General features: G+C 64.3%; 17 protein-coding genes and 1 tRNA gene. 15 read left to right on the top strand and 3 right to left on the bottom strand.

The annotated features are described in order from the left end of the window. The first annotated feature begins 158 nt into the window (after nt 1-158). The 12 genes from BMW28_RS05550 (at nt 159) to der (ending at nt 12,895) form a co-directional block, all read left to right on the top strand. Nucleotides 159-1,214, top strand: a complete 1,056-nt coding sequence (locus BMW28_RS05550) for an RluA family pseudouridine synthase (protein WP_407640933.1) — start codon at nt 159-161, stop codon at nt 1,212-1,214. Further along, nucleotides 1,211-1,993, top strand: coding sequence for an SMC-Scp complex subunit ScpB (gene scpB, locus BMW28_RS05555; protein ID WP_091814849.1), 783 nt, complete (start codon nt 1,211-1,213; stop codon nt 1,991-1,993). The genes BMW28_RS05550 and scpB overlap by 4 nt, the downstream gene beginning before the upstream one ends. 157 nt (nt 1,994-2,150) lie before the next feature. Beyond that, complete coding sequence (locus BMW28_RS05560) at nt 2,151-3,518, top strand: pseudouridine synthase (protein ID WP_091815557.1); 1,368 nt, start codon at nt 2,151-2,153, stop codon at nt 3,516-3,518. Nucleotides 3,519-3,658: 140 nt separating this feature from the next. Then, entirely contained in the window at nt 3,659-4,084 is a 426-nt protein-coding gene (gene ndk / locus BMW28_RS05565) for a nucleoside-diphosphate kinase (RefSeq protein WP_091814852.1), read from the top strand. Between the two features lie 15 nt (nt 4,085-4,099). Beyond that, on the top strand, nt 4,100-5,248 hold the full coding sequence (gene rlmN / locus BMW28_RS05570) for a dual-specificity RNA methyltransferase RlmN (protein ID WP_091814855.1): 1,149 nt from the start codon (nt 4,100-4,102) through the stop codon (nt 5,246-5,248). Continuing rightward, entirely contained in the window at nt 5,238-5,942 is a 705-nt protein-coding gene (locus BMW28_RS05575) for a tetratricopeptide repeat protein (RefSeq protein WP_143280549.1), read from the top strand. Before rlmN ends, BMW28_RS05575 begins: the two co-directional genes overlap by 11 nt. A 17-nt stretch (nt 5,943-5,959) precedes the next feature. Next, nucleotides 5,960-6,856: a helix-turn-helix domain-containing protein gene (locus BMW28_RS05580; protein WP_091814860.1), complete on the top strand. Its 897-nt coding sequence runs from the start codon at nt 5,960-5,962 to the stop codon at nt 6,854-6,856. 14 nt (nt 6,857-6,870) lie between these two features. Beyond that, nucleotides 6,871-8,139, top strand: a complete 1,269-nt coding sequence (gene ispG / locus BMW28_RS05585; RefSeq protein WP_091814863.1) for a flavodoxin-dependent (E)-4-hydroxy-3-methylbut-2-enyl-diphosphate synthase — start codon at nt 6,871-6,873, stop codon at nt 8,137-8,139. A gap of 60 nt (nt 8,140-8,199) precedes the next feature. Next, a complete protein-coding gene (hisS, locus tag BMW28_RS05590) occupies nt 8,200-9,489 on the top strand; it encodes a histidine--tRNA ligase (RefSeq protein WP_091814866.1) in 1,290 nt (429 codons plus the stop codon). A gap of 56 nt (nt 9,490-9,545) precedes the next feature. Next, complete coding sequence (locus tag BMW28_RS05595; RefSeq protein WP_091814869.1) at nt 9,546-10,352, top strand: YfgM family protein; 807 nt, start codon at nt 9,546-9,548, stop codon at nt 10,350-10,352. 38 nt (nt 10,353-10,390) lie between these two features. Next, nucleotides 10,391-11,539 carry an outer membrane protein assembly factor BamB gene (gene bamB / locus BMW28_RS05600; RefSeq protein WP_091814872.1) on the top strand — a complete coding sequence of 383 codons (1,149 nt, stop codon included), beginning with the start codon at nt 10,391-10,393 and terminating at the stop codon, nt 11,537-11,539. A gap of 15 nt (nt 11,540-11,554) precedes the next feature. Further along, a complete protein-coding gene (gene der, locus BMW28_RS05605) occupies nt 11,555-12,895 on the top strand; it encodes a ribosome biogenesis GTPase Der (protein ID WP_091814873.1) in 1,341 nt (446 codons plus the stop codon). A 106-nt stretch (nt 12,896-13,001) separates the two neighbouring features. Here der and hpnE read toward each other — a convergent pair whose 3' ends face one another. The 3 genes from hpnE to hpnC form a co-directional block, all read right to left on the bottom strand. Beyond that, entirely contained in the window at nt 13,002-14,408 is a 1,407-nt protein-coding gene (gene hpnE, locus BMW28_RS05610) for a hydroxysqualene dehydroxylase HpnE (RefSeq protein WP_091814876.1), read from the bottom strand. Between the two features lie 6 nt (nt 14,409-14,414). Further along, a complete protein-coding gene (hpnD, locus tag BMW28_RS05615) occupies nt 14,415-15,278 on the bottom strand; it encodes a presqualene diphosphate synthase HpnD (RefSeq protein ID WP_091814879.1) in 864 nt (287 codons plus the stop codon). A gap of 143 nt (nt 15,279-15,421) precedes the next feature. Next, complete coding sequence (gene hpnC, locus BMW28_RS05620; RefSeq protein WP_200785719.1) at nt 15,422-16,291, bottom strand: squalene synthase HpnC; 870 nt, start codon at nt 16,289-16,291, stop codon at nt 15,422-15,424. Nucleotides 16,292-16,439: 148 nt separating this feature from the next. Here hpnC and BMW28_RS05625 point away from each other — a divergent pair. From BMW28_RS05625 to clpP, 3 genes are all read left to right on the top strand, one after another. Further along, nucleotides 16,440-16,526 (top strand) — tRNA-Leu (locus tag BMW28_RS05625). Nucleotides 16,527-16,594: 68 nt separating this feature from the next. After that, nucleotides 16,595-17,905, top strand: coding sequence for a trigger factor (gene tig / locus BMW28_RS05630; RefSeq protein ID WP_091814885.1), 1,311 nt, complete (start codon nt 16,595-16,597; stop codon nt 17,903-17,905). A 179-nt stretch (nt 17,906-18,084) separates the two neighbouring features. Further along, nucleotides 18,085-18,717: an ATP-dependent Clp endopeptidase proteolytic subunit ClpP gene (clpP, locus tag BMW28_RS05635; protein WP_091814887.1), complete on the top strand. Its 633-nt coding sequence runs from the start codon at nt 18,085-18,087 to the stop codon at nt 18,715-18,717. Nucleotides 18,718-18,823: the final 106 nt, after the last annotated feature.

Genomic DNA, 18,823 nt, shown 5'->3' on the forward strand with positions numbered 1-18,823 from the left:
TTTGTGGCAGTCAAGTACTCGAACGATTATAGCCAGCTCCCTGTCACTGCTAAGCCATGAATTTGCAAGCGTTTGCGGGACTGCCCGCAGGGCCCGGAAAGACGGGTTGACGCATGCAAGGCCGGGGTGGTTCCATGCCTCCGATACGGATTTTTCCCTTGCTTCCTGATCTGAATGACCCGGTCGACGAGACCACCTTGCCAGGCACGGCAGGAGGCGACGAGCCTTCGCTGGATGCCGAGGAAGAAACGCGCGAACTTCAGGTGGATGCTGCCTCAAGCGGACAGCGCCTGGACCGCTTCCTCGCTGGTACCGTCACCGAGTTTTCGCGCAGCTATCTGCAGCAGCTGATCGAAGCCGGACTGCTGACCCGCAATGGTCAGCCCTGCAGCAAGGCGGCCACCAAGCTGCGCGCGGGGGATCGGCTGGCACTGGTATTGCGCGCCACGGCCCAGTCGCAGGCCTTTGTCGCGCAGGACATCCCGCTGGACATCGTCTACGAGGACGCCCACCTGGCCATCGTGAACAAGCCGGCAGGCATGGTGGTGCACCCGGCCGCCGGCAACTGGAGCGGCACCTTGCTGAACGCACTGCTGCACCGCTATGCGGAAGCGGCCCAGGTGCCGCGTGCCGGCATCGTGCACCGGCTCGACAAGGATACGAGCGGGTTGATGGTGGTGGCGCGTGACCGCAGCACCATGGATCGCCTGGTGGGGCAGATTGCGGCACGCGAGGTCAAACGCGAGTACTGGGCGTTCGGACAGGGACACTGGAAACGGGGCTCGGAACAGGTCTGCAGCGTGGACGCTGCCATCGGACGCGATCCGCGCAACCGCCTGCGCATGGCAGTGGTGGATTTGTCGCATCAGGCAGGCAAGACGGCGCGCACCGATATCCGTCTCGTGGGCAACAGCACGGCGCAAGGACATAAGGCCTGCTGGGTGCATTGCCAGCTGCACACCGGGCGTACCCACCAGATCCGGGTGCATATGCAGCATCTGGGCCACCCCTTGCTGGCCGATGCCACTTATGGCGGCGCCGCGGCCTGGGGCATGCAGCGGCAGGCCCTGCATGCCTTCCGCCTCTCGCTCACGCATCCGGTCACGGGGCAGCCCTTACAATGCGTGGCACCTTTGCCTGCCGACATGCATGCAGCGCTGCTGGCCATGGGGCTGCAGCCCCTGGCTCCCGACTCCCTGATCGCCCATCCATGAACTCCGCACAAGCCAAACGCATCCTCGAGACCGCGCTGATCTGTGCGCAGCAGCCCTTGACGCTGCGCGACATGCGCACGCTGTTCGAGGACGCCCTGGGCGCCGACACGCTGCGCCAGTTGCTGCATGAACTGGCCCAGGAGTGGGAGCAGAAGGGCGTGGAACTGGTCTGTGTGTCCAGCGGCTGGCGTTTTCAGAGCCGGCCCGAGATGCGCCCGTTTCTGGATCGTTTGCATCCCGAAAAACCGCCGCGCTACACGCGTGCCACGCTGGAAACGCTGGCCATCATTGCCTACCGCCAGCCGGTCACGCGCGGCGACATCGAGGACATTCGCGGCGTCACGGTCAATTCGCAGCTGATCAAGCAGCTGGAAGACCGTGGCTGGATCGAAACCATCGGCTATCGCGAGACGGCCGGGCGTCCCGCCTTGCTGGCTACCACGCGCCAGTTTCTGGACGACCTGGGGATCGCATCGCTCGACCAGCTGCCGGCGCTGGAGGATATCGACCAGAGCGCGGTGTTTGCCCAGCTGGACTCCCTCGAAAGCCCCCAGCCAGCTGGCGAACAGGTTGCAGGCGCTGCGCAGGACCAGCCAGAACTCGACATGCCTGTGGTGGCTGCGCCAATCGAGGGCCTTACGCAAGCGCCGGAAGTTGCTCCCGGGGCCGATGCAGGCGACAATACGCCACTACAGCAATTTGCAACTCCGGTGCCGGACCGTTCGCCTGCCGCGCCGATGTCCCCCGATTCCGGGGTGGCCGACGCAGAGTCGGCCTGATTTCCTTTTCTGTTGCCTCGTTGCCCATCCTGATGCAGCCAGGCCAGGCCTTATCTTCTCAGCAAGTGAATGCCGGTCGTTCCGGATTTGCCCGCCCGATTTTCTGTGACTGTCCCTGTGGCCTTGGCCGCATGGATTTCCATTTGTTTTCATGACCATGACTTCCACTTCCTCGCAACACCCCGATCCGCAACCGAACGAGGAGGGCGGCCGCCCTGCGGACGCCGCTGGCGACGCGAATCCGGCTGGTGACAAGCCGCGCCGCCGTCCGGCGCGCAAGCCTGTGTCGGCTTCTGCTGGCGCGCGGGGTCGCGGCAAGCCGCGTCAGCCGAGCGAGCGTCGTGCCCCCGAGGCGGAAGTGCCTGCGCAGGAAAAGCAGCTGCCGACTCCGGAACAGAGCCATGCGGAGGGCGAACAGCCTGAAGACCTGTTTGCAGCCGTCGTGTCCGGCGAATTCGACAGCAGCGACGAGGGGGAGGCCGAGCGCCCCGCCAAGCGTGTACTGTTGCCGCAGCCGGATGCTCCCAAGCTGCACAAGGTGCTGGCCCAGGCCGGCCTGGGTTCGCGCCTGGAAATGGAGCAACTGATCACCGAAGGCCGCATTTCCGTCAACAACGAGCCGGCGCACGTGGGTCAGCGCATCCAGTTTGGCGATGTGGTCAAGATCAATGGCAAGCCGATCCGCCTGCGCATTGCACCGCCGCCGCCGCGCGTGATTGCTTACCACAAGCCGGTGGGCGAACTGGTCACGCATGACGATCCGCAGAACCGTCCCACGGTGTTCCGCAAGCTGCCGCGCCTGCCCCAGGGCAAGTGGCAGTCTGTCGGCCGCCTGGATCTGAACACCGAAGGCCTGTTGCTGATCACCAGCTCCGGCGAACTGGCCAACCAGCTGATGCATCCGCGCTTCGGCCTGCAGCGCGAGTACGCCGTGCGCGTGCTCGGCGCCCTGAGTGACGAGGAAAAGCAGACCCTGCTGGATGGCGTGCAGCTGGAGGACGGCCCGGCACAGTTCGGCAGTGTCGAGGAGGGCGGTGGCGAAGGCGCCAACTGCTGGTACCGCGTGACGATCTCCGAAGGCCGCAACCGCGAGGTGCGCCGCATGTTCGAGGCAGTCGGCCATGCCGTCAGCCGCCTGATCCGTATCCGCTACGGCGCCATGGCGCTGCCGCGCAACCTGCGCCGCGGCCACTGGATCGAGCTGGGTGACCGCGACGTCAAGGCGCTGATGGCCCTGGTCGGCATGAAGGATCCGGGCCGCGCCGTGCAGGAGCGTCAGGAAGTGCAGACGCGCCGTCGCAGTCCTGACCGCGGTGGTGCCGGCAAGAAGCGCCCGTCGCTGCCGTCTGCAGGCCGCGCGTCGTCTGCGCCGGGGCGTTCTCCCCGTTCCGTCTCCCAGCCCGATCCCATGCAGACCTCCTTTGGCTACATGGATGGTCGCGGAGCCGGCCGTGGCGGCAAGGGCGGCGGTGGCCGCAGCGCTCCCGGTGGCTGGATGGGGCAGGGCAGCAAGCGCCGCAAGTAATCCCGCAATCCGTCGCGCAAGTCCCGTCCTTTGGCACTTGCGCGCGCTAAAATACAACGTTTGCACATGCAGGGAGGCAGAGGCCGCCGTGCGTGTGCAAATCATCCACGAATCCTCATAACCGACCCACAGGAAATACCATGGCAATCGAACGCACGCTCTCCATCATCAAGCCCGACGCAGTGGCCAAAAACGTTATCGGCCAGATCTACGCCCGCTTCGAAGGCGCCGGCCTGAAGGTCATCGCTGCCAAGATGGCGCACCTGTCCCGCGGCGAAGCCGAGCAGTTCTACGCTGTGCACAAGGAGCGTCCCTTCTTCAAGGATCTGGTGGACTTCATGGTTTCCGGTCCCGTCATGATCCAGGTGCTGGAAGGCGAAGGCGCCATTGCCAAGAACCGTGAGCTGATGGGCGCTACCGATCCCAAGAAAGCCGACAAGGGCACCATCCGCGCCGACTTCGCCGACAGCATCGACGCCAACGCCGTGCACGGCTCCGACGCCCCCGAAACTGCTGCTGTGGAAGTGTCCTTCTTCTTCCCGGGCATGAACGTCTACTCCCGTTAATCGGAGTTCGCGACCATGACCACTGCCATCAACCTGCTCGACTTCGACCTCGAAGGGCTGGTGGCGTGGTGCGGCCAGCTGGGCGAGAAGCGCTTCCGCGCCACCCAGCTGTTCCGCTGGATCCACCAGAAGGGTGTGTCCGACTTTGCGCAGATGAGCGACCTGGCCAAGTCCCTGCGCGAAAAACTGGCCGGTGTGGCGGTCGTGGAGCCGCTGCCCGTGGTGTCGCAGCACATGTCTGCGGATGGCACCATCAAATGGCTGTTCGACGTGGGAGACGGCAACGCCGTCGAAACCGTCTTCATCCCCGAAACCGATCGTGGCACGCTGTGCGCTTCTTCGCAGGCGGGCTGCGCGGTGGGTTGCCGCTTCTGTTCCACCGGACACCAGGGCTTCAGCCGCAACCTCACCACTGGCGAAATCATGGCGCAGCTGTGGTTTGCCGAACATTTTCTGCGCAAGCACCTGCAGACAGACGAGCGCGTCATCTCCAACGTGGTGATGATGGGCATGGGCGAGCCGCTGCAGAATTACGGCGCGCTGGTGCCTGCGCTGCGCACCATGCTGGATGACCATGGCTACGGCCTGTCGCGCCGCCGTGTGACGGTATCCACCTCGGGCGTGGTTCCGATGATGGACCGCCTGTCGCAGGATTGCGCCGTGGCGCTGGCGGTGTCGCTGCATGCACCCAACGATGCGCTGCGCGACCACCTGGTGCCGCTCAACCGCAAGTATCCGCTGGCCGAGCTGATGCAGGCCTGCCAGCGCTATCTGGATTTCGCTCCGCGCGATTTCATCACTTTCGAATACTGCATGCTCGATGGCGTCAACGACCAGCCCGAGCATGCGCGCCAGCTGATCGAGCTGGTCCGCACTTCAGGCAAGGGCGCCTGGTGCAAGTTCAACCTGATTCCCTTCAACCCCTTTCCGGCATCGGGCCTCAAGCGCTCCTCCAATGCTGTGGTGCAGGAGTTCGGTCGCCTGCTCAACGAGGCAGGCATTGTCACCACGGTGCGCAAGACACGCGGGGATGACATCGATGCCGCCTGCGGTCAGCTTGCGGGCGATGTGAAGGATCGTACCCGCGTCGAGCAGCGCATCGTGCTGCAGCGCAAGGCGGATACGGCGTTGAAAGCAACGGACGAGGGTGTCCGTGGCAGCTGACAGTCTGTTGCGTCGAATTTCCAGCCGCTGGTCCGGCGTGTTGCTGTGGCTGGCCGTGGCAGCGCTGGCCTGGGGTCTTGCAGGCTGCGGCTCTGCCGGGGTGCAGGCTTCTACTTCGGATACCAATGCCCAACAGCGTGCCCGCTTGCGCATGGAGCTGGCCATGGGCTATTTCCAGAACGGGCAGACCTCAGTGGCTCTGGAGGAAGTCCAGCAGGCACTGGCAGCCGACTCCCGCTACGGGCCAGCCTACAATCTGCACGGCCTGATTTTGCTGCAACAAGGGGATCGCGCCGGCGCCGAGCGAAGCTTTCGCCGGGCAGTCGACCTTAACCGGCATGACGCAGACGCGCGGCATAATCTGGGTTTGCTGTTGTGCGAGCAGGGCGAGCAAACAGAGTCCGCGCAGCAATTTGCACAGGCACTGACCGAGCCGGCCTATGCCAACAGGTTCCGTACGCATCTTGCAGCCGGCACTTGTGCCTTGAAGGCGGGACAGGTGGCGCAGGCCGCCAGCCATGCACGTGCAGCCAACGAGCAGCAGCCCAGTGCGGCTTCCCTGTGGCTGGGCATGCGCGCTGAACACCAGCTGGGTCATGCGCAGGCCGTATCGGCCTACGCTCGCCGCCTGCAGCAGCAGTTTCCGGATTCTGCAGAAATGCAGCGTTACCAGCGCAAGGCCTGGAACGATTAACGACACAACGACGCACCATGAATCAAGCAGTGAAAGCTTCCTACCAATTCGATGCGAGCCAGACGCCTGGCCAGATGCTGCGCGGCCTGCGTGAGCATGCGGGTGTGGAACTCGAAGTGCTGGCGGCAGCGCTCAAGGTGCCTCCGCAGAAGATCGACGCTCTGGAGCAGGACAATCTGACGTCGCTGCCTGCGTATTTTGCCCGTGGTCTGGCAGCCAATATCTGCCGCTACCTGGAGGCAGACCCGCACCCCGTGCTGGCCAAGATGCCGGATGGCAAGCCGCGCATTGCGACGGATGATGAATCCATCAACGCGCCTTTCAGCCCGCATCGCTTTGGCTCGGGCATGCGTTCCGGTGGCGTCCCCGCCTGGGCGCTGGCAGGCGCAGGCCTGCTGGCAGTGGGTGCGCTGGTGCTGTTCCTGTATCCCACGCTGAGCAGCAAGCTGGGCGGCGCGTCTAGCGCCGCCAGTGCAGCCTCTGCGGTGGATGCAGCGTCGGTTCAGACGACTCCTGCGGATGGTGCTGCGACCAATCTGCAGGCGCAACCGGCAGCGCCTTCCAACTTGCAGCCGGCTCCCGCTGTGGCTCCGTCCAATCTGCAACCGGCTCCTGCTGCTCCTGCCGCTTCAGCGCCCGATGCTGCAGCGAGTGCTGTGGCTGCTGCGCCAGCCGGTGAGGGCCTGACGTTCCGCGCCGTGGGGGAAACCTGGGTGCAGGTGCGTTCTCCAGCGGGCAAGACCCTGTATGAGCGCACGCTTAAGGCAGGTGAGAGCGAGCAGGTGGCGATCGCTGCCTACCCGGTGCGTGTCACCATCGGCCGTGCCGAGAACGTGCAGCTCACCGACCGTGGACAGCCCTTCGACATGGCCAGCGTGGCCTCGATCGGCGTGGCACGTTTTGAACTCAAGTGAACCGGAGTCCCGTCATGTTGTTGACCAGTGATCCCGTACCGGTCTCTACACCCGCGCGCCACTCCACCCTGCAAGCCGTGGTGCGCAACGGCGAACGTGTGGTGACCATCGGCGGCGACGCACCGGTGCGTGTGCAGTCGATGACCAATACCGATACGGTGGATGCCATCGGCACTGCCATTCAGGTCAAGGAGTTGGCCCAGGCTGGCTCGGAGCTGGTGCGCATCACCGTCAATACGCCCGAGGCGGCTCAGGCTGTGCCGTATATCCGCGAGCAGCTGGACCGCATGGGTATCGACGTTCCGCTGATCGGAGATTTTCACTATAACGGCCATCGTTTGCTGACGGAATTTCCCGATTGCGCGCAAGCCCTTTCCAAATACCGCATCAACCCCGGCAACGTGGGCAAGGGCGACAAGAAGGACAAGCAGTTTGGCCAGATGATCGAAGCCGCCATGCGCTGGGACAAGCCGGTGCGCATCGGCGTGAACTGGGGCAGTCTGGATCAGGAGCTGCTGGCCGGCATGATGGACGAGAACAGCCGTCGCAGCGAGCCCTGGAGCGGCCAGCAGGTGATGTATGAAGCCCTGATGGCTTCGGCCATCGGCTCCGCCGAGCGTGCCGTCGAGATGGGCATGCCGAAGCACCAGATCCTGCTGTCCTGCAAGGTCAGTGGCGTGCAGGATCTGATTGCCGTCTACCGCGCTCTGGCGCAGCGTTGCAACTACCCGCTGCACCTCGGCCTGACCGAGGCAGGCATGGGCACCAAGGGGACCGTGGCCTCCACGGCAGCGCTGTCCGTGCTGTTGCAGGAGGGCATTGGCGACACCATCCGCGTATCGCTGACGCCGCAACCCGGCGAATCGCGCACGCAGGAAGTGGTGATTGCCTCCGAAATTCTGCAGGCACTCGGTCTGCGCACTTTTGTTCCGAGCGTCACGGCCTGTCCGGGCTGTGGCCGCACTACCAGCAGCACCTTCCAGGAGCTGGCCAAGCAGATCGACGACTTCCTGCGTGCGCAGATGCCGGTCTGGCGCGAGCAGTATCCCGGCGTGGAAACCATGAAAGTGGCCGTGATGGGCTGCATCGTCAATGGACCTGGCGAGAGCAAGCATGCCGATATCGGCATCAGCCTGCCCGGCACCGGCGAGGCGCCTGCAGCTCCCGTCTATATCGACGGCGAGAAGGCGCTCACGCTGCGCGGGGAGGGCATTGCTGCCGAGTTCCAGCAGCTTGTCAACCGTTATATCGAAGACCGTTTCGGCGCCAGCAGCGCCCAGTAACCCGCCGGCATGGCCTGATGTGCGCAGCAGCGCGCCAGAGCCGGCCGCAATGCATACACCATGGCTGAAAAAATTACCGCAATCAAGGGAATGAACGATGTGCTGCCGCCGCAGTCGGCGCACTGGGAATGGTTGGAGCAACAGGTGCGCGACGTAATGGCGCGTTTTGCCTACCGCAACATTCGCACCCCCATTGTCGAGCCTACCGGCCTGTTCGTGCGCAGCCTCGGCGAGGTGACCGACGTGGTCGAGAAGGAGATGTATTCCTTCGAGGACAAGCTCAACGGCGAGGCGCTGACGCTGCGCCCGGAAAACACTGCCGGCGTGGTGCGCGCCGTGGTCGAGAACAACATGCTGTACGAGGGCGGCAAGCGCCTGTACTACATGGGCCCCATGTTCCGCCATGAGCGTCCGCAACGTGGCCGCTACCGCCAGTTCCACCAGATCGGCGCCGAGGCGCTGGGCTTCTCCGGCGCGCACGTCGATGCCGAGTTGATCCTGCTGGCGCACAGCCTGTGGCAGCAGCTGGGTGTGCAGGACGTGCGTCTGGAAATCAACAGCCTGGGTCAGCCGGACGAGCGCAAGGCGCACCGCGAGGCGCTGATCCGCCATTTCGAGGCCCACGCCGAACTGCTGGACGAGGACGGCAAGCGCCGCCTGCACAGCAACCCGCTGCGCATTCTGGACACCAAGAACCCGGCCATGAAGCCGGTGGTCGAATCCGCACCGCGCCTGCTCGACTTTCTGGGTGAAGCCTCGCTGCAGGCTTTCGAGACGCTGCAGGCCATCCTGCACAGCAACGGCGTGGCGTTCACCATCAACCCGCGTCTGGTGCGCGGGCTGGACTATTACAACCTGACGGTGTTCGAGTTCATCACCGAAAGCCTGGGTGCGCAGGGCACCATCTGCGCTGGCGGCCGCTACGATGGCCTGATCGAGCAGGTGGGCGGCAAGCCGGCCCCGGGCGTGGGCTGGGCCATGGGCGTGGAGCGCGTGCTGGAATTGTTGAAGGAGCAGAATCTGCTGCCCGGGGTTCCGGTGCCGGATGCCTATGCGGTGATCCCCGACATGGCCAGCCTGCCGGTGGCCATGCAGGCGATCCAGCAACTGCGCATGGCCGGCGTGGCGGTGCAGATGCATGCCAGTGCCACGGCCGAACTGGGCAGTTTCAAGTCCCAGTTCAAGAAGGCCGACGGCAGCGGGGCGCGTTACGCCCTGGTGTTCGGTGCCGACGAAGTAGCCGAAGGCTGCGTCACCGTGAAATCGCTGCGTGACGGCGCTGGCGCCCAGGTGAAAAAACCGCTGGCCGAAATTGCACAGTGGGCGAACAGCCTACAATCATCCGATTGACGCGTGGGCAGGCACAGGCCCGGCCACGACATTTTTGACAGGACGCTCGAACAAGCATGGCGATTCAGATTCAGAACCTCGACCTGGAAGAACAGGAACAACTCGACAAGATCAAGCACTTCTGGGAGCGCTGGGGCAACCTGATCAGCGGTGTGCTGATTGTGGCGCTGCTGGGCTTTGCCGGCTGGCGCGGCTACGACTGGTACCAGTCGCGTCAGGCTGGCCAGGCGTCGGCGCTGTTCGACCAGGTGCAGGCCAATGCAGAGGCGGGTGACACGGCCAAGCTGGTCAACAGCCTCAAGGCCATGCAGGACAGCTACAAGTCCACCACCTATGCCCAGCAGGCCAATCTGCTGGCAGCCAAGGTGTTCTTCGAGAAAGGACAGCTGGATCAGGCGCGTGATGCCCTGACCGCTGCGGCTGCCTCGGGCACCGACAAGGGTCTGCAGAGCCTGGCCAGGCTGCAGCTCGCTTCCGTGCTGACGCAACAGAAACAGTACGACCAGGCGGTGCAGCAGCTGTCGTCCGACATCCAGCCAGAATTCGCCGCGCTGGCGGCAGACCGTCTGGGTGATGTGCAGACGCTGCAAGGCAAGAATACCGAGGCTGTGGCCTCCTATACCAAGGCTTTCAAAGGGATCGAGGCGGGCCAACCTTATCGCCAGATGGTGGCCATGAAACTCACCGCCCTGGGCGTGGATGTGAGCACCATCGATCCTTCGTTCGGCAAGGAAGCACAGGTGGAAGAGGCAGCTGCCAGCACCGATGTGCCGGCCAGCCCTGCTGCTGATGACGCAGCTTCCGTCCCGGCAGCAGCTCCCAGTGCCGCTGCTCCTGCCAGCGCTCCGGCCTCTGCCGGCTGATCGCCCACGATTTCCGACCATTTTCTGAAGGAGACAGCATGATGTCGCGTCGCTCCCTGAAATCCTCTTCCGGCCGCTGGCTGCTGGCATCCTGCACCGTGGCCGCACTGGCAGCCTGCTCCGGCAGCAAGGCGCCGCCGCCGTCGCCGCTGCAGGCCAATCCGGCGACCGTGCAGACGGGCGTGGCGTGGACGCAGAAGCTGCCTGCCGAAGTGAACTTCCCGCTGCAGGTCGCCACGGTCGGCAACGAGATTGTGGTGGCCGACTCGCGCGGCAACGTGCAGGCCATGCAGGCAAACAGCGGTGCCATGCTGTGGCAGGCATCCGTCGGCAAGGGCATCAGCGCCGGCGTCGGCAGCGACGGCACGACAGCCGCCGTGGTGACGGATCGCAACGAGCTGGTTGCCCTGCGTGCCGGCAAGGAACAGTGGCGCATCCCGCTGGATACGCGTGTCTATACGGCACCGCTGGTTGCTGGCGGCCGCGTGTTCGTGCTGGGCGCGGATCGTAGCGTGTCTGCCTACGACGGTGGCAACGGCTTCCGTCTGTGGACCCAGAAGGCGCGTGCCGCAGACGATGGCCTGGTACTGCGTCAGGGCTCGCTGCTGACAGCGGCAGGCGGCGCGCTGCTGGCCGGCGTGTCCGGCCGCGTGGTGGCGTTCAATCCCGATAACGGCACCCCCTTGCTGCAGCTGAATGTGGCCAGTGCGCGAGGCGGCACCGACGTTGCCCGCATGGGCGATGTGCTGGCTCCGGCATCGCGTGAAGGCGGCAGCCTGTGCACGCGTACTTTCCAGGCTGGCGTCAGCTGTGCCTCCCTGGCGGGTGGCAACACCCTCTGGAGCCAGCCGAGCACGGGCTCTACCGGCATTTCCGGCGACGCGCAGATCGTGGTGGGCAGCGACGATTCCGGCAACGTGGTGGCCTGGGAGCGTGCCAGTGGCAATCCCGCGTGGGCCAACAGCACGCTACGCTACCGTGGCCTGAGCGCTCCCCTGGTGGCCGGCAATGCCGTGCTGGTGGGTGACGCACAGGGCTATGTGCATGTGCTGGCACGCCAGAATGGTGCGCTGGCCAACCGTGTGGCCACGGATGGTGCACCGATCCGCGTCGCGCCGGTGCTGGCCGGCAGTTCGGTCATTGTTGTGGGCAGCAAGGGCACCGTCACCGCCATTCAAGCCCGCTGATCCTGATTGTTTGTCATGAAACCTGTTATTGCCCTCGTCGGGCGGCCCAATGTGGGCAAATCCACGCTGTTCAACCGGATGACCAAGTCGCGCGATGCGATCGTGGCCGATTTTGCCGGCTTGACGCGTGACCGCCACTACGGCAATGGCCGCCAGGGCCGCCGCGAGTACATCGTGATCGATACCGGCGGTTTCGAGCCCGACGCTGGCGATGGCAGCATCTTCCGCGAAATGGCGCGTCAGACGCAGCAGGCAGTGGCCGAAGCGGATGTCGTGCTGTTCATCGTGGATGCGCGTGCCGGCTTGTCGGCGCAGGATCATGACATCGCCAATTACCTGCGCCGCCTGGGCAAGACCAGCATTCTGGTCGCCAACAAGGCCGAGGGCATGAAGGAAGGCCAGCAGCTGGTCGACTTCTATGAACTGGGACTGGGCGAGGTCTATCCCGTGTCCGCAGCCCACGGCCAGGGCATCCGCAGTCTGGTGGATTTTGCGCTGGACAGTATCGGCATCCCGGAGCCGGACGACGATCTGCCAACCGAAGACGAAGGCATCATCAAGCTGGCCGTGGCCGGCCGTCCGAACGTGGGCAAGTCCACGCTGATCAATACCTGGCTGGGTGAGGAGCGCCTGGTGGCGTTCGATCTGCCCGGAACCACGCGCGATGCCATCAGCGTTCCCTTCGAACGCAACGGCCAGAAGTTCGAGTTGATCGACACTGCCGGTCTGCGCCGCAAGGGCAAGGTGTTCGAGGCGATCGAGAAGTTTTCGGTGGTCAAGACGCTGCAGGCGATCGAGTCTGCCAACGTAGTGCTGCTCCTGCTGGATGCCACACAGGGTGTGACGGATCAGGATGCGCATATTGCCGGCTTCATTCTGGAAACTGGCCGCGCTGTGGTGGTGGCCATCAACAAATGGGATGCCGTTGACGAATACCAGCGTGAGCTGGTGCTTCGCTCTGTGGAAACGCGCCTGGCATTTCTCAAGTTCGCGGCACTGCATTACATCTCCGCGAAGAAGCGCCAGGGCCTGGGCCCGGTATGGCAGTCCATCATCCAGGCACATGCAGCCGCCAACATCAAGATGTCCACGCCGATGCTGACGCGTCTGCTGCACGAAGCCGTGCAGTTCCAGGCACCCAAGCGTTCGGGCATGTTCCGTCCCAAGCTGCGCTACGCGCACCAGGGCGGCATGAACCCGCCGGTGGTGGTGGTGCATGGCAACTCGCTGGAACACGTGACCGATGCCTACAAGCGCTATCTGGAAGGGCGTCTGCGCAAGCAGTTCAACCTGATCGGCACGCCGCTGCGCATCGAGATGAAGACTTCCCACAATCCGTACAAGGACAAGGAATAAGCGGAGCTTGTTCCGGGGCGTGGATTCTTTGTGTGCCACGGCTCGCGTGAGTCGCGAGCTTGAGCCGCATTGCTGGAAGGGCTTCTGAATGTTTCGTGCCTGACGATCAGGGCGCGGACGTGGCCAAGGCTGCAGCCGCGGCAAGTCCGCTTCGCACGGCTCCCTCCAGCGTAGCCGGGTAGGGGCCTTCGACATAATCTCCGCAGGCATGTAATCCGGGAGCGACGCTGGCCGGTGGCCGTTGCAGGGCGGGGCTGCAGACAAAGGTGGCGCGCCGGTCAATCAGCGTGGCGATGATGTCCAGGTTTTTCAGGCCCAGTTGTTCCTGAGCCTGCAGGCGGATGGCCTGTTCCAGCGTTTCCCGTTCCAGATCGCAGCAACTGGTGACGAAGGCAAGCAGGCGGGCCGTGCGGCCCGCTGGTGTCGGCCGCAGTCGATCCTTGTGGCAGAACACGAACTGCGCCGGGCGTTCAGGCGTGTCGCGCAGGGCCTGCATGGGGGGCAGATTTTCGGCGGCGTTTTCGCACCAGGCATAGGTGGTGGCGATGGGCATATGTTGCAGCGATTGCGCCATGGCTGACCACGATGGGGAGATGCCGCTGGTCAGGCGCGCTGCCTCGCGTGCAGGAGCCGCCAGAATGACTTGATGAAACTGGGGCAGAGGCAGGGTATCGTCATCTGCCGCGCAATCCAGGTGCCAGTTCCCGTCCCCGGTTCGCGTCAGGTACCGCACGCGCAAGCCGCAGTGGACCGAGGCGCCCTGGTCCCGCAGCCAGCGCGTGGCTGGCCGGGGCAGCAGGTCTCCCAGCGGCGTGCGCGCAATCAATACATCGGAGCCCCCCCGTTCGGCCAGCAAAGCATCCTGCATCACCCGCAGGAACACGGCGCCGCTGGTGTTTTCCGGCAAGCTGTTGAAGGCAGACACGCAAAGAGGGGTGACGAGATCCTGCAGGATACGGGGATGCAGCCCGCGGCACGCGTCGAGCACGGAGGCTGAATCAGGGGCCTTGAAGCCTTGCCACTGCCAGCGCGCCGCCGTGCGCAGCAGTGAAAAACGTTCCCGCCAGTTCCATCCGCCTGCGTTGACAACGGCGCGCAGCACATCGATCTGGGGATGGCCTGCTGGAGACGGCATGGCAAGGCCGGCGCCATCGGGCGTGCGCAGGTCAAGCGGCAGACGCAGCAGCGCATCGTGCAGGTTGACGCCAAGCTCCTGCATCAGCTGCAGGCAGGCACTGTAGGCACCGATCAGGATGTGCTGGCCATTGTCCAGCTGCAGCCCATCGGGCAAGCTCACATTCCGTGCGCGTCCACCGGGTTCGGCTGCAGCCTCGAACAGGGTGACTGCATGGCCCGCGCGTGTGGCGGCAACCGCCGCAGCGCAGCCCGCCCAGCCGGCACCAATCACGGCAATCCGCTGGCGGGCAGAAACGGCTGTCGACAATCTGGTGCCCTCGGCATCAGCGAGCGCGGGAGCTGCCTCGGTGAGCTGCGGATTCTCTGCAGGCCTCATGCCTTGTCAGATGCGATGGGCGCCAAGCGCCTGCACTTTCCACGCCAGCCAGAACTTGCGCAGCGGGGTGAGGCTGATGCGCTGGTGCAGTACCTGAAAGTTTTCCTGCTCGATCTCGCGCAGCAGGGTGCGGTAGATGCTGGCCATCATCAGACCGGGCTTCTGGGCGCGGCGGTCAGCAGCGGGAAGCAGGGCGAGGGCCTTGTCGTAATACTGGTGGGCGCGCTGGGCTTGGTAGCGCATCAGTTCGACGAACTCGGGGCTGTATTCGCGCGCCAGAATGGCGCTGGCCTTGACACCGAAGTGCTGCAGATCGCTGATCGGCAGGTAGATGCGGCCGCGCATGGCATCTTCGCCCACGTCGCGAATGATGTTGGTGAGCTGCAGCGCCAGGCCGAGCTGGTGCGCGTAGTCGGTGGTCTGTGGCTGCGTCTGGCCAAAGATGCGTGCAGACACTTCGCCCACCACGCCGGCAACCAGATGGCAGTAGCGCTGCAGGCCGGCAAAGTCCAGATAGCGCGTCTGTTGCAGGTCCATCTGGCAACCTTCGATCACGGCCATCAGATGGCGCTGCTCGATACCGAAGGCCGGCGCATGCGGCATCAGGGCCTGCAGTACCGGATGCGAGGGCTTGCCGGCAAATGCCTGCCGGACCTCGTTCTGCCACCATGCCAGCTTGGTCTGTGCCACGCCGGGATCCATCACTTCATCCACCACGTCGTCCACCTCGCGGCAGAACGCGTAGAAGGCCGTGATGGCCGCCCGTTTCTGGGCGGGCAGGAACAGGAACGCATAGTAGAAGCTGCTGCCGGAGGAAGCGGCTTTTTGCTGGACGTACTGCTGGGGCGTGGCGGGGGTGGACTCGGACATGGTGCGCTTGGTGAGAGTGGCGGCTATTGTCCCATGCAAATGGGGTGGGGGCGTGACGGAGCCTGTTCGGTAGACTTTTGTGGAGCGGCGCCGGGCAGTGTTCGCTCCTCGGCCACCATGCGACCCAAGGTCAGGGAGTGGGTCTAACCTGGACACTGCAGGCTTCGCAGCAGCATCCGCACGCCATCCAGTGCGCCGATGCGGGGCCGCTTCCGGAATGCGTCCGCTCCGAGTTGCGCGGTCTTCTCGCCGATGCGCAGGCCACCCTGCATCACCAGCCGCAATTCCCAGGCGGCCTTGCGACCTGCCACGCGGGCCACGGCATCCGGCAGGGGGACGCCCTGCAACATCAGTGAGCGTGCCCGTGCCAGCAAGGCATCGAGCAGGGCAGCTCGATGCGCTGCGGGGGCCTGCATCGGTGAGCGGGCATCCACACCATGTGCGCTGGACAGATCCTCCGGCAGGTAATAGCGTCCGCGTGCCACATCCACAGAGATGTCTTGCCAGAAGTTGAACAACTGAAGGGCGGTGCAGATGGCATCGCTCTGCTGCATGGCGGCTTCGGAGCGCACGCCATACAGGTGCAGCATCAGGCGTCCGACCGGATTGGCTGAATAGTGTGCGTAATCCAGCAGGTCGTCATGTCTGGCATATACCGCACCGGCTTCGGAGTGCCGGATGTCCCGCTCGAATGCAGTGAGCAGATCGTGCAGCAGGGCGGTGGGCAGGGCATGCCGCATGATGGCCTGCTGGAGCGGCGCCATGATGGTGAACCACGCGCCATCGGAGGGATAGGGGCGCAAATCACAGGCAAGCGTGAGCGCCTCGCGATAGCGCTGCAACTCTGCCAGCCGCGCAGAAGCTGTCGCTTCACCTTCATCGGCAATGTCGTCTGCCGTGCGGGCGAAATGGTAGGTGGCCGCAACAGCCGGACGCAACGGCTTGGGGCATAGCAGACTCGCCACCGGAAAATTCTCGTAATGCGTGACGGGCGGCGGGGCTTTGGATGGCACGGAAGTTCTGGCGAAACTGGGTAAAACAGGGGCGGCAAGGCAGATTTCTGCGCGTAGGCCCTGATTTCGGGCGTTTTGCCAGCTAAAATCGCATGTTACCCGTTTTCGGAGGCTTGGCCGTGAGGCTGCGCGTCATCCGGAAACGCAAGCGCGGGTGGCGAAATTGGTAGACGCACCAGGTTTAGGTCCTGACGCCAGCAATGGTGTGGGGGTTCGAGTCCCCCCCCGCGCACCACAGATTCATTTCATGGCAAGCCGGCATTCCGGTGCGGCTTGCATTTGCCTGATCAAAGGAACACACCCATGTCCGTGAACGTCGAAACCCTGGAAAAGCTGGAACGCAAGATCACCCTGTCCGTCCCCGTCAAGGACGTGCAGGATGAAGTGACCAAGCGCCTGCAGCGTCTGGCCCGCACCGTCAAGATGGACGGCTTCCGTCCCGGCAAGGTGCCGCTGAGCGTGGTGGCCAACCAGTACGGCCCCGGCGTGCAGTATGAAGTGATCAACGACAAGGTCGGCGAAGCCTTCTTCAAGGCCGCTACCGAAGCCGATCTGCGCGTGGCCGGCCAGCCCTCCATCAGCGAGAAGGAAGGCGCTGCCGAGGGCGAGATGCTGTTCGACGCCGTGTTCGAGGTGTACCCCGAAGTGCAGTTCAAGGACCTGGCCGAAGCCGAAGTCGAGAAGCTGACCGCTGAAGTCGACGACGAGGCCGTCGAGCGCACCATCGACATCCTGCGCAAGCAGCGCCGCACCTTCAGCCAGCGCGGCAAGGACGAGCCTGCTGTGGACGGCGACCGCGTGACCGTGGACTTCGAAGGCAAGATCGACGGTGAAGTGTTCGCCGGCGGCAAGGCCGAAGACTTCCAGTACCTGGTGGGCGAAGGCCAGATGCTGGCCGAGTTCGAAGACGCCGTGCGCGGCATGAAGATTGGCGAGAGCAAGACCTTCCCGCTGGCTTTCCCCGAGGACTACCATGGCAAGGACGTGGCCGGCAAGACCGCCGACTTCCTGGTGACCGTGAAGAAGCTGGAAGCCGCACACCTGCCCGAAGTGAACGACGAGTTCGCCAAGCAGCTGGGCGTGGCTGAGGCCACCGTGGACGGCCTGCGCGCCGACATCCGCAAGAACCTGGAGCGCGAGGTCAAGTACCGCGTGCTGGCCCGCAACAAGACGGCCGTGATGGACGCACTGGTTGCCAACGCCGAGCTGGACCTGCCCAAGGCCAGCGTGCAGGCCGAGATCAACAACATGGTGGCCAACGCCCGTGCCGACCTGAAGCAGCGCGGCATCAAGGACGCCGACAAGGCTCCGATCCCCGGCGATCTGTTCAAGGACCAGGCCGAGCGCCGCGTGCGTCTGGGCCTGATCGTGGCCGACCTGGTGCGTGCCAACAACCTGCTGGCTACGCCCGAACAGGTGCAGGCTCACGTGAGCGAGCTGGCTGCCAGCTACGAGAAGCCCGAGGACGTGGCCCGCTGGTACACCGGTGACCAGCAGCGCATGGCCGAGATCGAAGCTGTCGTGACCGAGAACAACGTCACCGACTTCGTGCTGGGCAAGGCCAAGGTCAGCGAGAAGAAAGTCAGCTTCGACGAACTGATGGGCCAGGCCTGATCTTTCAGGCTCCATGGCTCCCGCATGGCGGGAGCAGGGCACACCGGCCTGCCGGCGGGCTTGCAGTCTGCCGCGCAGGCCTTATTTATTGGGCATCATTCCAGCCATAATGGGACGCTGTACGGCAGGCCGACGTGTTTGCCGGTTTCTGGCGCCCAATCACTTACCGGAGTTCATGCATGCAAAATACGCGCAACAGTGCCCTTGATACCCAGGCTCTCGGCCTTATCCCGATGGTGGTGGAGCAGTCCGGCCGGGGCGAGCGCTCGTACGACATCTATTCCCGCCTGCTCAAGGAGCGCGTGGTGTTTCTGGTTGGTCCGGTGAACGACCAGACCGCCAACCTGGTGGTGGCGCAGCTGCTGTTCCTCGAGAGCGAGAACCCGGACAAGGACATTTCCCTGTACATCAACTCCCCGGGCGGTTCGGTGAGTGCCGGCATGGCCATTTACGACACCATGCAGTTCATCAAGCCCGATGTGTCCACGCTGTGCATGGGCATGGCGGCCAGCATGGGCGCCTTCCTGCTGTCCTCCGGCACCAAGGGCAAACGCTTCTCGCTGCCGAATTCGCGCGTGATGATCCACCAGCCGCTGGGCGGCGCCCAGGGCCAGGCGACGGATATCGAGATCCACGCCCGCGAGATCCTGCGCCTGCGCAAGGACCTGAACCAGATCCTGTCCGAGAACACCGGCCAGCCGCTGGAGAAGATCGAGCGCGATACCGAGCGTGACTACTTCATGGCCGCCCATGAAGCCAGGGAATACGGTCTGGTCGACCGTGTGATCAAGCATCGCGGTGAGGCCGCCTGATGCCGGTTTTTCGGGTGGGCCGCGCTTTGGTGCGGCGAACCCGATCTACCACAATACTGTGTAAATCCTGATGGTTAGAAAACGTTTCTAACCTACAATCGCGTTC

The organism is Allobrachymonas denitrificans DSM 15123, assembly GCF_900110225.1.
In the GTDB taxonomy this organism is placed as follows: Bacteria; Pseudomonadota; Gammaproteobacteria; order Burkholderiales; family Burkholderiaceae_C; genus Brachymonas; species Brachymonas denitrificans.

What these genes read in the sequence shown, in the direction of transcription:
- ispG (WP_091814863.1), top strand. Translation starts at nt 6,871, where the DNA reads ATGTTGTTGACCAGTGATCCCGTACCGGTCTCTACACCCGCGCGCCAC.
- hisS (WP_091814866.1), top strand. Translation starts at nt 8,200, where the DNA reads ATGGCTGAAAAAATTACCGCAATCAAGGGAATGAACGATGTGCTGCCG.
- bamB (WP_091814872.1), top strand. Translation starts at nt 10,391, where the DNA reads ATGATGTCGCGTCGCTCCCTGAAATCCTCTTCCGGCCGCTGGCTGCTG.
- hpnE (WP_091814876.1), bottom strand. Translation starts at nt 14,408, where the DNA reads ATGAGGCCTGCAGAGAATCCGCAGCTCACCGAGGCAGCTCCCGCGCTC.
- tig (WP_091814885.1), top strand. Translation starts at nt 16,595, where the DNA reads ATGTCCGTGAACGTCGAAACCCTGGAAAAGCTGGAACGCAAGATCACC.
- BMW28_RS05560 (WP_091815557.1), top strand. Translation starts at nt 2,151, where the DNA reads ATGACTTCCACTTCCTCGCAACACCCCGATCCGCAACCGAACGAGGAG.
- rlmN (WP_091814855.1), top strand. Translation starts at nt 4,100, where the DNA reads ATGACCACTGCCATCAACCTGCTCGACTTCGACCTCGAAGGGCTGGTG.
- hpnD (WP_091814879.1), bottom strand. Translation starts at nt 15,278, where the DNA reads ATGTCCGAGTCCACCCCCGCCACGCCCCAGCAGTACGTCCAGCAAAAA.
- BMW28_RS05580 (WP_091814860.1), top strand. Translation starts at nt 5,960, where the DNA reads ATGAATCAAGCAGTGAAAGCTTCCTACCAATTCGATGCGAGCCAGACG.
- der (WP_091814873.1), top strand. Translation starts at nt 11,555, where the DNA reads ATGAAACCTGTTATTGCCCTCGTCGGGCGGCCCAATGTGGGCAAATCC.
- scpB (WP_091814849.1), top strand. Translation starts at nt 1,211, where the DNA reads ATGAACTCCGCACAAGCCAAACGCATCCTCGAGACCGCGCTGATCTGT.
- ndk (WP_091814852.1), top strand. Translation starts at nt 3,659, where the DNA reads ATGGCAATCGAACGCACGCTCTCCATCATCAAGCCCGACGCAGTGGCC.
- BMW28_RS05595 (WP_091814869.1), top strand. Translation starts at nt 9,546, where the DNA reads ATGGCGATTCAGATTCAGAACCTCGACCTGGAAGAACAGGAACAACTC.
- clpP (WP_091814887.1), top strand. Translation starts at nt 18,085, where the DNA reads ATGCAAAATACGCGCAACAGTGCCCTTGATACCCAGGCTCTCGGCCTT.